13 protein-coding genes are annotated in these 13900 nt (G+C 68.7%); 8 read left to right on the forward strand and 5 right to left on the reverse strand.

Features of this window, described 5'->3' with window-relative positions; genetic code table 11:
• The first annotated feature begins 64 nt into the window (after window positions 1-64).
• Genes V6W80_RS10550 through argE form a run of 7 tightly spaced genes read left to right on the forward strand, consistent with a single transcriptional unit; the run spans window position 65 to window position 7773 of the window.
• Window positions 65-1021, forward strand: a complete 957-nt coding sequence (locus V6W80_RS10550; protein ID WP_160922378.1) for an ABC transporter permease — start codon at window positions 65-67, stop codon at window positions 1019-1021.
• The gene (locus V6W80_RS10555) at window positions 1018-1920 is read left to right on the forward strand and encodes an ABC transporter permease (protein ID WP_338546987.1); all 903 of its coding nucleotides are present in this window, start codon (window positions 1018-1020) and stop codon (window positions 1918-1920) included. Before V6W80_RS10550 ends, V6W80_RS10555 begins: the two co-directional genes overlap by 4 nt.
• Window position 1921: 1 nt before the next feature.
• Window positions 1922-3766, forward strand: a complete 1845-nt coding sequence (locus tag V6W80_RS10560; RefSeq protein ID WP_338546988.1) for an ABC transporter ATP-binding protein — start codon at window positions 1922-1924, stop codon at window positions 3764-3766.
• On the forward strand, window positions 3763-4068 hold the full coding sequence (locus V6W80_RS10565) for a (2Fe-2S)-binding protein (RefSeq protein WP_338546989.1): 306 nt from the start codon (window positions 3763-3765) through the stop codon (window positions 4066-4068). Before V6W80_RS10560 ends, V6W80_RS10565 begins: the two co-directional genes overlap by 4 nt.
• A complete protein-coding gene (locus V6W80_RS10570; RefSeq protein WP_338546992.1) occupies window positions 4053-5468 on the forward strand; it encodes an NAD(P)/FAD-dependent oxidoreductase in 1416 nt (471 codons plus the stop codon). Before V6W80_RS10565 ends, V6W80_RS10570 begins: the two co-directional genes overlap by 16 nt.
• Window positions 5465-6625: an NAD(P)/FAD-dependent oxidoreductase gene (locus V6W80_RS10575; RefSeq protein WP_338546994.1), complete on the forward strand. Its 1161-nt coding sequence runs from the start codon at window positions 5465-5467 to the stop codon at window positions 6623-6625. The genes V6W80_RS10570 and V6W80_RS10575 overlap by 4 nt, the downstream gene beginning before the upstream one ends.
• Window positions 6622-7773 carry an acetylornithine deacetylase gene (argE, locus tag V6W80_RS10580; protein ID WP_338546995.1) on the forward strand — a complete coding sequence of 384 codons (1152 nt, stop codon included), beginning with the start codon at window positions 6622-6624 and terminating at the stop codon, window positions 7771-7773. The genes V6W80_RS10575 and argE overlap by 4 nt, the downstream gene beginning before the upstream one ends.
• An 18-nt stretch (window positions 7774-7791) precedes the next feature.
• Here the strand turns inward: argE and V6W80_RS10585 are convergent, their stop codons facing one another.
• The gene (locus V6W80_RS10585) at window positions 7792-8718 is read right to left on the reverse strand and encodes a 2-hydroxyacid dehydrogenase (protein ID WP_338546996.1); all 927 of its coding nucleotides are present in this window, start codon (window positions 8716-8718) and stop codon (window positions 7792-7794) included.
• A gap of 231 nt (window positions 8719-8949) precedes the next feature.
• On the opposite strand from V6W80_RS10585, the gene V6W80_RS10590 reads away from it, so the two are divergent.
• The gene (locus V6W80_RS10590) at window positions 8950-9663 is read left to right on the forward strand and encodes a cupin domain-containing protein (protein WP_338546997.1); all 714 of its coding nucleotides are present in this window, start codon (window positions 8950-8952) and stop codon (window positions 9661-9663) included.
• Window positions 9664-9715: 52 nt separating this feature from the next.
• Here V6W80_RS10590 and V6W80_RS10595 read toward each other — a convergent pair whose 3' ends face one another.
• From V6W80_RS10595 to V6W80_RS10610, 4 genes are all read right to left on the reverse strand, one after another.
• A complete protein-coding gene (locus V6W80_RS10595; RefSeq protein ID WP_007161776.1) occupies window positions 9716-10207 on the reverse strand; it encodes an Lrp/AsnC family transcriptional regulator in 492 nt (163 codons plus the stop codon).
• A 29-nt stretch (window positions 10208-10236) separates the two neighbouring features.
• Entirely contained in the window at window positions 10237-10926 is a 690-nt protein-coding gene (locus tag V6W80_RS10600) for a hypothetical protein (RefSeq protein ID WP_257706115.1), read from the reverse strand.
• A gap of 54 nt (window positions 10927-10980) precedes the next feature.
• A complete protein-coding gene (gabT, locus tag V6W80_RS10605; protein WP_338547000.1) occupies window positions 10981-12270 on the reverse strand; it encodes a 4-aminobutyrate--2-oxoglutarate transaminase in 1290 nt (429 codons plus the stop codon).
• Window positions 12271-12413: 143 nt separating this feature from the next.
• Window positions 12414-13877: an NAD-dependent succinate-semialdehyde dehydrogenase gene (locus V6W80_RS10610; protein WP_338547002.1), complete on the reverse strand. Its 1464-nt coding sequence runs from the start codon at window positions 13875-13877 to the stop codon at window positions 12414-12416.
• Window positions 13878-13900 lie beyond the last annotated feature (23 nt).

The raw sequence follows: 13900 nt of genomic DNA on the forward strand, positions 1-13900 counted from the left end.
GCCTGAAGGCGAGTCGGTCCGCAGGGACAGGACTCGCCACTCCACGCTCAAGCAGGAGGTGGCTTTGGATCTTTCCGTGTTTTCCCTCATCGCCAGACGCCTCGGGGGCGGGTTGCTGACCCTGCTCATCGTCTCGTTGCTGGTGTTCTTCGTCTCGGCGCTGTTGCCGGGCGATGCCGCGCAGCAGGCCCTGGGCCAGTTCGCGCTGCCCGAGCAGGTCGCGGCGCTGCGCGCCCAGATGGGCCTCGACCAACCCGCGCTGCTGCGCTACTTCCACTGGCTGAGCGGCCTGCTGCACGGCGATCTCGGCCAGTCCCTGGCCAGCCAGATGCCCATCGCCACGATGATCGGTGACCGGCTGGGCGGCTCGCTGATGCTGGCCGGCGTCACCGCCCTGGTGTCGGTGCCCCTGGCGCTCGGCCTGGGCATCGCCTCGGCGATGAACGCCGGCGGGCGGCTGGACCGGGCGCTCAACGTCTTCACCCTGGGCATCGTCGCGGTACCGGAATTCCTGGTGGCGACCCTCGCGGTGCTGGTCTTCGCCGTGCACCTGCAGTGGACCTCGGCGCTGACCTTCGCCCACGACATCGCCGGCCCCCTGGACTTCCTACGTGCCTATGCCTTGCCGGTGGGCACCCTGTGCTGCGTGATCGTGGCGCAGATGGCGCGCATGACCCGGGCGGCCCTGGTGGAGCAGCTGCAGAGTCCCTATGTGGAGATGGCCCGGCTCAAGGGCGTCGGTCCGGTGCGCGCCGTGCTGCGCCATGCCTTGCCCAACGCCGTGGGGCCCATCGCCAACTCCATCGCCCTGAGTCTTTCCTACCTGATGGGCGGGGTGGTGATCGTCGAGACCATCTTCAACTACCCGGGCATCGCCCAGCTGATGGTGGACGGCGTCGCCAGTCGCGACCTGCCGCTGATCCAGGCCTGCGCCATGCTGTTCTGCTGCGCCTACCTGGTGCTCATGACCCTGGCGGATCTCTGCGCCATCCTGTCCAATCCGAGGCTGAGAACGCTATGACCCGACCCGTGACTCCCGTATGTGCCGCGTCCGTCCTGCCGGTGGACGGCAAGACGCTCGATGCCCAGCTGTCGCCGCCGCGCACCCGTCGGCGCAGTCGCTGGTCACTGACCGGCATCATCGGCGGCATCCTGGTGGCCTTCTGGCTATTCCTCGCCGTGTTCGGCGCCTGGCTCGCGCCCTATGACCCAGGCGCCCTGGGCGACAGCGCGGTGCTGGCCGGCTACAGCGCCGCCCATCCGCTGGGCACCGATTACCTGGGCCGTGATGTGCTCAGCCGCATCCTCGACGGCGCCCGCTTCACCGTGGGCCTGGCGTTGATCGCGGCCGTGCTGGCCTGCGTGCTCGGCACCGGTCTCGGTCTGCTCGCGGCGCTGTCCGGGCGCTGGGTGGACGAGCCGCTGTCGCGACTGATCGATGCGCTGATCTCCCTGCCGAGCAAGATGCTGGCGCTGGTGATGGTCTCGGCTTTTGGCTCCTCGGTGCCCTTGCTGATCGTCATGGCGGTGGTGGGTTATGCCCCCGGCTGCTATCGGATCGCCCGCAGCCTGGCGATGAATCTCATCGAGCTGGAATACGTCCAGGTCGCCCGCACCCGTGGCGAAGGCCGGCTGTATATCGCCCTGCGCGAGATGCTGCCCAACATGCGCCTGCCGTTGCTCACCGACCTGGGCCTGAGATTCGTCTACATCGTGTTGCTGCTCAGTGGCATGAGCTTTCTTGGTCTTGGCGTGCAGCCGCCCAACGCCGACCTGGGCTCCCTGGTGCGGGAAAACATCGGCGGTCTGGCCGACGGCGCCCCGGCGGTGCTGATGCCGGCGCTGGCCATCGGCACCCTGACCGTGGGCGTCAACCTGCTCATCGACCGGTTCGGCGCGCGACGCCGGGGAGGGCGCTGAGATGGAATTGCTGGTAGAGGTCAAGGGCCTGCGCGTGGTCGCCCAGGGCGACGACGGCGGTGAAACCACCATCGTCAAGGACGTCGGCTTCAGCCTGGCCAAGGGCGAGGTGCTGGCGCTGATCGGCGAGTCCGGCTCGGGCAAGACCACCATCGCCCTGTCGTTGCTCGGCTATGCCCGGGCGGGCTGTCGGTTGGCCGGTGGCTCGATCCGCGTCGGCGACACCCAGGTGCTGGAGCTGGACGCCGCTGGCCTGCGCCGCCTGCGCGGTCGCACCGTGGCCTATATCGCCCAGAGCGCCGCGGCGGCCTTCAACCCGTCGCGGCGCCTGATGGAACAGATCATCGAGAGCGCCCTGATCCATGGTGTACTGACGCGCCAGGAAGCCGAAGCGCGGGCGCTGCAACTGTTCAGGGAGCTGGCGCTGCCGGATCCCGAGCACATCGGTCAGCGCTATCCGCACCAGGTCTCGGGCGGTCAGTTGCAGCGGTTGATGGCGGCCATGGCGCTGATCACCGATCCGACCCTGGTGATCCTCGACGAACCCACCACGGCGCTGGACGTGACCACCCAGATCGAGGTGCTGCGGGTGTTCAAGCAGGTGGTCCGTGAGCGGGGCGTGACCGCCATCTACGTCTCCCACGACCTGGCGGTGGTGGCCCAGATGGCCGATCGCATCCTGGTGCTCAACGGCGGCGAGGTCTATGAGAACCGCCGCACCGAACGGCTGCTGGCCAGCGCTCGCCATCCCTATACCCGCAGCCTGCTGGCGGCGGCCCGGCCGGAGCCCCTGACGGAGCGTGGCCTGCCCACGGTCGAGACTGCGGCGCCGGTACTGGAAGTGAAGGACCTGGTGGCAGGCTATGGCCCCAGCGGCGCCGATGGCCTGCCACGTTACCGGGTGCTGGAGGGTATCGATCTGCGCATCGCCGCCGGCCAGGCCCTGGGGGTGATCGGCGAATCCGGCTCGGGCAAGTCGACCCTGGCGCGGGTCATCGCCGGCTTGCTACCACCGGCCCAGGGCAGCGTGCGCCTGGGCGGCGAACTGCTGCCACCGGGCCTGGAAGGCCGCACCCGCGAGCAATTCCGCCGGGTGCAACTGGTCTATCAGAACGCCGACACGGCGCTCAATCCGGCCCACAGCGTGGAGCGCATCCTCACGCGCCCGCTGGAGACCTATCACGCCTTCGACAAGGCCACACGCCAGCACAAGGTCCGCGAGTTGCTCGACCGGGTACAACTCCCAGCCAGCCTCGCCAGCCGGCGTCCGGGCGAGCTTTCCGGTGGCCAGAAGCAGCGGGTCAACCTGGCCCGTGCCCTGGCCGCGGAACCCGAGCTGATCCTCTGTGACGAGGTCACCTCGGCGCTGGATACCGTGGTCGGCGCGGCCATTCTCGACCTGCTCGTCGAGTTGCGCCGTGAGCTGGGGCTGGCCTATCTGTTCATCAGCCACGATATCTCCACGGTACGCAGTCTCTGCGATGAGGTGCTGGTGCTCTATGCCGGCCAGCCGGTGGAGCTGGGCACCCCGGCCACCCTGCAGCATCCGCCGCTGCACCCCTACACCGAATTGCTCACCGCCTCGGTGCCCGCGCTGCGCCAGGGCTGGCTGGAAGAACAGCCGGTGCGCACGTTACTGCCCCTGGCCTCATCGGCTCCGGCCAGCGGACGCCTCTGCAGCTTCCTGCAGCGTTGCCCGGTACGGCGGGAAGGGCGCTGCGACCGGGTGCCGCCACGGCCCCAGACGCTGGCTGGCGGCAACCGCATCCTCTGTCACCATGATGGCGAGACCCTGCAGCGGCTGCAGGGCGGCGCCGTGCTGCATTCCCAAGGAGTTCGCGCATGACTTCCCGTTTCCAGCGACTCGCCGAAACCGGCCGGCCGCAGGTCAGTCTCACCGTCGACGGGCTGCCGGTCACGGCCCTGGCCGGCGATACCCTGATGGTCGCCTTGCTCGCCAACGGTCCGGCGCTGCGGCGTTCCGAATTCGGTGACGAGCGCCGTGCCGGCTTCTGCCTGATGGGCGCCTGCCAGGATTGCTGGGTGTGGACCGCCGAGGGCGAGCGCCTGCGCGCCTGCGGCACCGAGGTCCGCGAAGGACTGCAGATCCTCACCGCGCAACCGGAGGCGGTATGGAATCTGGCCTAGCCCAACCGGGCAAGAGCACTCCGCGGGTAGTCATCGTCGGTGCCGGTCCGGCCGGCGTGCGGTGCGCCGAGACCCTGCTGGCCGCCGGCATCAGCCCGGTGGTGATCGACGAGAATCGACGCGACGGCGGCCAGATCTATCGCCGCCAGCCCGAGGGTTTCCAGCGTCCCTATGCCACCCTCTATGGCAGCGAGGCGGGCAAGGCCGAAAGCCTGCATCGCACCTTCGACGGCTTGCGCGGACGCCTCGACTACCGCCCCGACACCCTGGCCTGGCACCTGCACGAGCGCACCCTCTACACGGTGCAGGGCAATCGCCAGCGCACCCTGGATTTCGATGCCCTGGTGCTCTGCACCGGGGCCGGTGACCGTTTGCTACCGGTGCCGGGCTGGAACCTGGCCGGCACCTACACCCTCGGCGGCGCCCAGATCGCCCTCAAGGCTCAGGCGGTGTCCATTGGCCGGCGGGTGATCTTCCTGGGCAGCGGTCCCTTGCTCTATCTGGTCGCCAGCCAGTACCAGCAGGCCGGGGCCACGGTGGCGGCGGTGCTCGATACCGCGCCCCTGCACCTGCGCGCCCTCGCCACGCCCAAGCTGCTGGCCCGGCCGGGTGTGGCCTGGAAGGGCGTGCAGCTCATGGCCTCGCTCAAGCGCGCCGGGGTGCCCCTGCACCTGGGCGTCACCCCCCTGGAGATCCTTGGTGATGCCGAGCAGGGCGTGCGTGGCGTGGCCTTCGCCGATGCCCGCGGTCTGCGTCAGGAGGTGGTCGGCGACGCCGTGGGGCTGGGCTATCACCTGCGCCCGGAAACCCAGCTGGCCGACCTGGCCCGCTGCGCCTTCGAATTCGAGCGGGCCACTGGCCAATGGGTGCTGCAACTGGATGGGGAGGGGCGAACCTCCACGCCGGGCGTCTATGCCGCGGGCGACGGCGCCCGGGTACGCGGCGCCGACGCGGCCGAACTGGCCGGCCGACTGGCCGCCTGTACGGTGCTGGCGGATCTCCAGTTCACGCCGCCCGCCGGCCTCGCCGAGCGCTGCCGCGAGGCGCTGGCAGTGCAGGAGCGCTTTCGCCTGGGCCTGGCCGAGGCCTTTCCCTGGCCGGCCAGGCAGATGGCCAGTCTGCCGGACACGGCGGTGGTCTGCCGTTGCGAAGGCATCACCGCCGGCGAACTGCGCGCCGTGGTCCGCGAAAAGGGCGCTCGCGAGGCCAATCGCGCCAAGGCCTTCAGCCGGGTCGGTATGGGTCGCTGCCAGGGTCGCTATTGCGCCCAGGCCGGAGCGGAGATCATCGCCGCCGAATCCGGGGTGCCGGTCGAGACCGTTGGCCGCCTGCGTGGCCAGGCGCCGGTCCGGCCATTGCCGCTGGGCATCGTGACCAGCGAAGAGGAGGTGTCATCATGAGCCAGAATGCCGCCAACCAGGCCGACGTCATCATCGTCGGCGCCGGCATCATGGGCAGCGCCAGCGCCTTTTTCCTGCGGCGCCGGGGCTTGTCGGTGCTCCTACTGGAGCGTGACCAGGTCGGGCGCTTCGCCAGTGGCACCAACTTCGGCAATGTCCGCCGTCAGGGCCGCTACCTGAGTCAGGTCGCACTGGCCACGCGGTCGCGGGGGATCTGGGGGCGGCTACCGGAGCTTATCGGGGACGATCTGGAGTTCATTCCCGGCGGCCATCTGCGGGTGGTCTACGATCCATCGCGCATCGCCATGCTGCATGAGTATGCACGGGCACCGGAGACCGCCGCCCTGGAGCTGCAGGTGCTCGAAGGCGCGGCCCTGCACGAAAAGTTTCCCTACCTGGGCCCCGAGGTGGTGGCCGGCTCCTATGCGCCCCACGATGGCCACGCCAATCCGCGCCTGGCCGCGCCGGCGTTCGCCCGCGCCGCGATGCGCGAAGGCGTCGATCTGCAGGAAGGGGTCGAGATCACCCAGGTCACCAAGCCGGGCGGTGACTTCCTGGTGCAGGCCGCCGATGGTCGCCGCTACCAGGCGCCACGGTTGCTGATCACCGCCGGGGCCTGGGGCAGTCGGCTGTCGAGCCAGTTCGGCGAGCCGGTGCCCATCGAGACCCACGGGCCGCAGATGGGCGTTACCGAGCCCTTGCCCTATGCCTTCAAGGAAGCGGTGGGCGTGTCTTCGCCGCTGGTGAGCGAGACCATCTATTTCCGCCAGATCCCGCGGGGCAACGTGATCTTTGGCGGCTGCTTCCGCACCCGACCGGATCTGGACACCCGTCTGGCCCGCGCCGAACCCCACGGCCTGCTCAATCAGCTCACCCAGCTGCGCCGCCTGGCGCCGGCGCTGGGGCGGGTCAACGTGATCCGTACCTGGAGCGGGGTCGAGGGCTACATCGCCGACGACCTGCCGATCATGGGCCCCAGCAGCCAGGTGCCGGGGCTCTACTACGCCTTCGGTTTCTGTGGTGCCGGCTTCCAGCTTGGCCCGGGAGTAGGGGACACCATGGCCGAGCTGATCGCCACCGGCCGTACCGACACCCCCCTGGCGGCCTTCGACGTGGCCCGTTTCGCGCAACCGCGCCGGGAGAGCCTTGCCGGATGAACAGCCAGGACCTGCTGCGCACCCTGATCGGCTTTCCCACCGTCTCCGCCGACTCCAACCTGGCGCTGATCCAGCATGTGCAGGGCCTGCTGGAAGGCGCCGGTATCGCCTGCCGCCTGGTGCTCGACGAGAGCAGGCGCAAGGCCAATCTCTTCGCCAGCGTCGGCCCAGGCGACGTGCCCGGCGTGCTGCTCTCCGGGCATACGGACGTGGTGCCCGTGGCCGGCCAGGCCTGGACCCTGCCGCCATTCGCGGGGACCCTCAAGGACGGCCGGATCCATGGCCGCGGCGCCTGCGACATGAAGGGCTTCGTCGCCTGTGCGGTGGTGGCGCTGCTGGACGCCGCTCGCGGTGAACCGCTGAGACGACCCTTGCAGCTGGCACTCTCCCACGACGAGGAGATCGGCTGCGTCGGGGTACGGCGACTGCTGGATGTGCTGGAGCTGGCGCCGGTGCGGCCTTTCCTCTGCATCGTCGGCGAACCCACGAACATGCAGGTCGCCCTCGGCCACAAGGGCAAGGCGGCGCTGCGGGCTCACTGTCGAGGCCAGGAAGGGCACTCTTCGCGAGCCCCGCTGCACGTCAACGCCATCCACCTGGCCAGCGATCTGGTCACGGCCCTGCGCACCAGCCAGCGGCGCCTGGCGGAAGAGGGCGCCCGTGACGCGGCCTACGACATTCCCTACACCACCCTGCATGTCGGGCGGATCGAGGGCGGCAAGGCGCTGAACATCGTGCCCAATCTCTGCACCCTGGATTTCGAGATCCGCCACCTGCCGGCGGACGATCCCGCGAGCCTGGTGGCCAAGCTGCAGGAAACGGCGGACCACCTGGTCAGGGAGGCACGGCAGACGTCAGCCAAGGCCGCCATCGACATCGAGACGGTCAATGCCTATCCGGGCCTGGACACCCATCCCAGCGTCGAGGCCGTGCGCTTCCTGCAGACCCTGGTCGAACCCGGCACCACCCAGCTCAAGGTGGCCTTCGGCACCGAGGGCGGCCTCTTCGCCAGTCGTCTGGACACCCCGGTGGTGGTCTGCGGGCCCGGCAGCATCGAGCAGGCGCACAAGCCCGACGAATACGTCGAGATCAGCCAGCTGGAGGCCTGCGATGCCTTGCTGGGACGGTTGCGGGTGGCCTTGGGTTGAGGCCACCCCGAGCCTCGGCTAGTACCCCCGCTGCCGATCGACCAGCCCACGCATCGGCTCGCCGCGCTGATGGTGGCGGATGTTGTCCAGCAAGACCGTGAAGGCCGTTTCCGGCACCGTCATGGCGCCCACGTGGGGCGTCAGCCAGATGCGCGGATGCTGCCAGAAGGGATGGTCGGCCGCGGGCGGTTCCGGCTCCACCACGTCCAGCACCGCCTGGCTCAGCTGACCGCTGTCCAGGGCCGCCAGCAGATCGGCTTCCACCAGCTGGGCGCCACGGCCCAGGTTGATCAGGCTGGCGCCACGAGGCAGGGCGGCGAACAGTTCGGCATCGAGAATGCCGCGCGTCTCCGGGGTCAGGGGCAGCAGGCAGATGAGGATCTCGCAATCGGCGAGAAACGCCGGCAGCTGCTCGGGACCGGCATGACAGCGTACCCCTGGCAGCTCATGGGGCGATCGCGACCAGCCCGAGAGCTGGAAGCCAAAGGTGGCGAGCCGCTCCAGCACCGCCTGGCCGATCTGGCCGAGACCCAGCACGCCGACGCGTCTGTTATTCGCCGTCACCAGGGCATGTTCCTGCCAGCGTCCCGCGGCCTGCTGGTCGAGATAGAGCGGCAACTGGCGATGCAGCGCCAGCACCATGAGGGTGGCGTACTCCACCATGCCGGCGACGATGCCGGGATCGAGCATGCGCACCACCGGCAGGTCGGCAGGCAGCAGGCTCAGGTCGAACTGATCGACCCCGGCCGAGGTGGCGAACAGCACCTCCAGGTTGGGAAAGCGCTGGGCGAGGTCCTGCGGTGGTTGCCAGCAGGCCAGGTAGCGCACCTCGTCGGCGTTGCCCACCTCCGGCCACTGGCGAAATTCGATATCGGGCGCCTGTTCCTGGAACAGGCGTCGCCAGGCCTGGCCGCGTTCGGGATCGGCCTTGTAGAGCAGCGTCATGGGAAGGTCTCCGGCAAAGCTCAAGGATGGCGCAAGGGGGCGGTAGTTTGTCCTGAAATCCCGTGCCGCGCCGTCATGATCGGTGGTGCGGTGGAAACTGCGCCGCATCTGGGAAAAACGGCAGCTTCTGTGCTGCGTCGCGACGGAAACGCCATATACCGGCCGTCTTGGCGGTCGATACTGACCCTGTCCGCGGCATGCCCGTCGCGCCTCTTGTCGTGAGGATCCGCCATGCCCCTGTTGCACTACTGCCAACCGCCCAATGACCGCCAGCTGCCGCGCGCGCTGCAGCCCCTGCACAGTGATCCCCTGGCCGCCGGCCGGGAACTGCACCTGCACGACGACCGCCTGGGCTATGTCATGGGCAGCGCCACCAGCCACTTCGCCGATTGCCAGCTGAATGACTTTCCCTGGGTGGAAGTGAGCATTCTCGAAGCGGGCGAATTGCAGCTGGAGTGGGCCGGTGGCGCCCTGCAGCTCAAGGCCGGCGATGCCTTTGTCCTGCCCCGGGGCCTGAGTTGCCGTTGGCGTCATAGTGGCGAGCTACGTCGCCTGTTCATGGCCTTTCCCGGCCGCGCCAGCGAAGGCGCCATGCCCCAGGCGCCCGTGCTGCTGGATCCCTCGGCTCCGCGCGAACCCTCGCCGCCACCGGCGGCCAGCGTCTTGCTCAGTCCTAAGCCCACGGCCACCGGCTGCGATCTGTTCGAAAGCGGCTGCGGCGCCTTGCGGGTAGGGATGTGGGAATGCACCGGTTACGTGCGCAAGGCAGTGACCAATCCCCATTGCGAACTGATGCTGCTCTATGCCGGCTCTGTGACCCTGGCCGTCGAGGGTGAAGCGCCCTGCAGTGTCAGGGCGGGCGAGGCGGTGCTGGTGCCGGCGGCGACACCCATGGCCTGGGACAGTCGGGAGACGGTACGCAAGCTCTATTGCATCCTGCGCTAGGAACGGCGCGCTCCGGCAGCGGGATGCTGGCGGAGCGTCGAGCCGGGGAGTACTAGCCCGCCTTGATCAGGCTGCGCAGCGGCAGGGCATTCTTGACCACCGGCGACTTGATGACGATGTAGCTGAAGTACTTCTCGATACCGACGTTGCGGTCGAGGATGGATTCCATCAATTCCTGGTAGTGACCGATGCTGCTGCACATGAAGCGCAGCAGGTAGTCGTAGCCGCCGCTGATGAGGTGGCATTCGAGGATCTCGTCGACCCCGCGGATAAAGGACTCGAACTTCACGAAGTCGGCGCGCTTGTGGTCGGAGAGGGTAACTTCGGTGAACACCGTCACCGAGTTGGCGATCTTGGCGAGGTTGACGTGGGCCTCGTAGCCACTGATGTAGCCGGCCGCCTCCAGGCGCTTGACCCGCTGCAGGCAGGGGCTGGGGGAGAGGCCCACGGCTTCGGCGAGACTGACATTGGTCATCCGGCCATCCTTCTGCAGCTGCACCAGGATGTTGATGTCGATGCGGTCCAGTTTTGTTGCGGCGTCCATCGTCGTTCCTCGCAATCGTGAACGGCAGGCTAGGCACGCAGGGCGGTCTGGTGCGCATGCACCAGATCGGCGAGACTCGCGTACTCGCATCGCGTGCCATCCAGGGCCTGCCGCGAAAGGTTCCAGGGCCGCGAGCGATCACGGCGCAGGGTACACAGGGGAAAATCCACCAGGGCACTCCAGGGATCGTCCGGTTCACTGCCTCTGATGGGCAGCAAATCTCCACGCGCCAAGCCCAGTTCTTCCAGGGTGTTGTCCAACGCCTGGCGCAGATCGCCACCGCGGTTGGGGATCACGGCGGCGAACACCTCAGGCAAGCGCGCCGTGACCGCTGCCGCCTCGCCGTCATCGGGCGAGGCCAGCAACACCAATCGATAGAACTTGCTCAGGTACTGCAGCGCGCCCGGAGCATCCTCGAACACCGGCCAGCACGTCGTGGCGTTTCCAAAAGCCACGCTGGCATCCAGGTCGGCTTCCTGTTGCAACTCCTGCGCCAGTCGCTGGTGAATGCGCAGGTGCAGGCTGGTCTGGCTGGCAGTGGGAGCCGCCTGGCGCAGTTCGCGGGCCAGGCGGTGGTAGCTGCCGAGCAGCCAGTCGGGATGGGTGCTCAGGCCCGCCTGCGCCACAAGGGGGCGCAGGGCTTCGAGGATGCCCCCTTCACGGTCGACGAGGGTGCCGTAGCAGGAAAAGCCTAGGGCCTGGTAACGCGTGATTCTCATGGTCGGATTCCCTTGGCGCTGCCACAGCCGGGCCGGGCGGCGTTACGTTTGACCTCAGGCACCAGCCTGGGCGAGAGCCTGGCCGAACATCTGCAAGGCTTCGGCCAGTTGTGCCTCGGTGGTGACCAGAGGCGCCAGGAAACGGATGACATTGCGTTCCACCCCGCACTTGATCACCAGCAATCCGGCCTGACGAGCGCCCTCGATGACCTGCTGAGCGAGGGCGGCGTCCGGGCTCCTGCCGTCCGCGCCCACCATCTCCACCGCCAGCATGAAGCCGCGGCCGCGGACCTCACCGATACGCGGGTGGCGGCGCTGCAGGTCGAGCAGACCGCTGCGCAGCTGCTCGCCCAGAGTGACCCCACGGGCGACCAGGTCTTCCTCGTCGAAGATGTCCAGGACTGCCAGCGCTGCGGCGCAGGCCAGGGCGTTGCCGCCGTAGGTACCGCCGAGGCCACCGGGCAGGGGCGCGTCCATGATGGCAGCGCGGCCGACCACCCCGGAAAGCGGCAGGCCGCCGGCCAGGCTCTTGGCCACCGTCACCAGGTCGGGCTGGATGCCGGTCTGCTGGAAGGCGAAGAGGCTGCCGGTACGGCCGAAGCCAGTCTGGATCTCGTCCGCGATGAGGACGATACCGTGCTGGTCGCACAGCGCGCGCAACCCCTGGAGGAATTCCACCGGCGCCGGGCGGAAACCGCCGTCGCCCTGTACCGGTTCGATCAGGATGGCAGCCACCTGGTCGGGGGAGACCTGGGTGGCGAAGACCTCGCGCAGGCCGGCCAGGGCCTGCTGGCTGTCCACCCCGCGGAAGGCATCGGGGTAGGGCGCGTGGTAGATGTCACCAGGGAAGGGCCCGAAATTCTGCTTGTAGGGCTGGGCGAAGCCGGTAAGGGTCACGCCGAGCAGGGTGCGACCGTGGAAGCCGCCGCGAAAGGCGATCACCCCGGGCCTTTTGGTGTGGGCACGGGCGATCTTGATGGCGTTTTCCACCGCCTCGGCGCCGGAGGTCAGCAGCAGCGTCTTGTAGGCCTCACCATCGCCGATCAGGGTGTTGAGGCGGCTGGCCAGTTCCAGGTAGGGCTCGTAGGCCATCACCTGGAAACTGGCGTGGGAGATCTCCCCGACCTGGCGGCGGACGGCCTCCACCACCCGCGGGTGATTGTGACCAACGTTGAGCACGCCGATGCCGCCGACGAAATCGAGGTAGCGGCGACCATCCACGTCCCAGACCTCGCTGCCCTGGGCGCGGGCCACCACGACGGGGTGGGCGGTGATGATGCCGCGGGGCACGCCTTGTTCGCGATAACCCAGCAGGCGTTCGGTGGCTTTGGCAGCGGAATTCATGCGGCGATACTCCAGGCAGGGGCGAGAGTTCCAGCCTACGCAGGCCCTGGGGTCGGTAACGCTGAAGTTGCTGGCCCCGGCATCGCGATCGGCTGTTTTGGTCAGGAGCGGCGGCATTTTCGGTTGACCGCCGCCGTCGGGCCTCAGTCGAGGCCACCCAGGTGCCAGGCCTTCACCTCCAGGTACTCGTCCAACCCCAGGTGCGAACCTTCGCGGCCCAGGCCGGATTGCTTCACGCCGCCAAAGGGTGCGACTTCCATCGACAGGGTGCCGGTGTTGAGCGCCACCATGCCGAAATCCAGCTGTTCGCCCACCCGCCAGGCGCGGCGCAGGTCCTGGGTGTAGTAGTAGGCGGCCAGGCCGTAGGGCGTGGCGTTGGCCAGGGCCAGGGCCTCGGCCTCGTCGCGGAAGCGAAACAACGGCGCCACCGGGCCGAAGGTCTCCTCGCTGGCCAGCAGCATGTCCGCCGTGGCGCCGGTGAGCACCGTGGGGGCGACGAACTGGTCACGGCCGCTGGGCAGGCCGCCGAACAGGGCCCTGGCACCCTGGGTCAGGGCGTCGTCGACGTGGCGGGCCACCTTGTCCACCGCCTGGCGATTGATCAGCGGACCCAGCGTCACTCCGGTCTCCAGGCCGTTGCCCACCTTGAACTTGGCGGCCTCGGCGGCCAGACGCTCGGCGAAGCGATCGTGGATGCCGTCCTGTACCAGGATGCGGTTGGCGCAGACGCAGGTCTGACCGGCGTTGCGAAATTTACTCTGCAACACCCCAGTGACGGCCAGGTCCAGATCGGCGTCGTCGAAGACGATGAAGGGGGCGTTGCCGCCCAGCTCCATGCTGGTGCGCTTCACCGTGGCCGCGCACTGCGCCAACAGCAGCTGGCCAATGCGGGTGGAGCCGGTGAACGACAGCTTGCGCACCGCCGGATTGCCGGTCAGTTCGCCACCGATGCCGGCGGGCATCCCGGTGAGCACATTGAAGACGCCGGGCGGAAAGCCGGCGCGGTCGGCAAGCTCGGCGAGCGCCAGGGCCGAGAGCGGGGTGAGGTCCGAGGGCTTGATCACCACCGGGCAGCCGGCCGCCAGCGCCGGCGCGGCCTTGCGGGTGATCATGGCGTTGGGGAAATTCCACGGGGTGATGGCGGCGGCGACGCCCACCGGTTGCCTGAGCACCAGCACGCGGCGATCTTGCGTCGGGGCGGGCAGGATGTCGCCATAGGCGCGCCGGGCTTCTTCGGCGAACCATTTGACGAAGCTGGCGCCATAGGCGATCTCGCCGCGCGCCTCGGCCAGGGGCTTGCCCTGTTCCAGGGTCATCAGCAGGGCCAGGTCTTCCTGATGCTCCAGCATCAGCGCGTGCCAGCGCTCCAGCAGGACCGCGCGCTCGGCTGCCGGACGCTCGCGCCAGGCCGGCCAGGCCGCTTCCCCGGCGGCGATGGCGCAGGCGGTTTCCGCTGCCTCCAGCGCCGCCACCTGGGCGATGACGGCGCCGGTGGCAGGATTTTCCACGGCGAAGGTGGCGCCGTTGTCGGCGGCTATCCAGTGACCGTCGACATAGGCGGATTCCTTGAACAGGCGTGGGTCTCGCAGATCGGGGTGCAGTGGCATGGTGGCGCTCCCAGTGGCAGGTC

The sequence above is a fragment of the Pseudomonas benzopyrenica genome, assembly GCF_036884265.1.
In the GTDB taxonomy this organism is placed as follows: domain Bacteria; phylum Pseudomonadota; class Gammaproteobacteria; order Pseudomonadales; family Pseudomonadaceae; genus Chryseomonas; species Chryseomonas benzopyrenica.

Excerpts from the sequence above, each read along its gene's own strand:
- V6W80_RS10555 (WP_338546987.1), top strand. The coding sequence starts at position 1,018 with ATGACCCGACCCGTGACTCCCGTATGTGCCGCGTCCGTCCTGCCGGTG.
- V6W80_RS10560 (WP_338546988.1), top strand. The coding sequence starts at position 1,922 with ATGGAATTGCTGGTAGAGGTCAAGGGCCTGCGCGTGGTCGCCCAGGGC.
- V6W80_RS10565 (WP_338546989.1), top strand. The coding sequence starts at position 3,763 with ATGACTTCCCGTTTCCAGCGACTCGCCGAAACCGGCCGGCCGCAGGTC.
- V6W80_RS10570 (WP_338546992.1), top strand. The coding sequence starts at position 4,053 with ATGGAATCTGGCCTAGCCCAACCGGGCAAGAGCACTCCGCGGGTAGTC.
- V6W80_RS10575 (WP_338546994.1), top strand. The coding sequence starts at position 5,465 with ATGAGCCAGAATGCCGCCAACCAGGCCGACGTCATCATCGTCGGCGCC.
- argE (WP_338546995.1), top strand. The coding sequence starts at position 6,622 with ATGAACAGCCAGGACCTGCTGCGCACCCTGATCGGCTTTCCCACCGTC.
- V6W80_RS10585 (WP_338546996.1), bottom strand. The coding sequence starts at position 8,718 with ATGACGCTGCTCTACAAGGCCGATCCCGAACGCGGCCAGGCCTGGCGA.
- V6W80_RS10590 (WP_338546997.1), top strand. The coding sequence starts at position 8,950 with ATGCCCCTGTTGCACTACTGCCAACCGCCCAATGACCGCCAGCTGCCG.
- V6W80_RS10595 (WP_007161776.1), bottom strand. The coding sequence starts at position 10,207 with ATGGACGCCGCAACAAAACTGGACCGCATCGACATCAACATCCTGGTG.
- V6W80_RS10600 (WP_257706115.1), bottom strand. The coding sequence starts at position 10,926 with ATGAGAATCACGCGTTACCAGGCCCTAGGCTTTTCCTGCTACGGCACC.
- gabT (WP_338547000.1), bottom strand. The coding sequence starts at position 12,270 with ATGAATTCCGCTGCCAAAGCCACCGAACGCCTGCTGGGTTATCGCGAA.
- V6W80_RS10610 (WP_338547002.1), bottom strand. The coding sequence starts at position 13,877 with ATGCCACTGCACCCCGATCTGCGAGACCCACGCCTGTTCAAGGAATCC.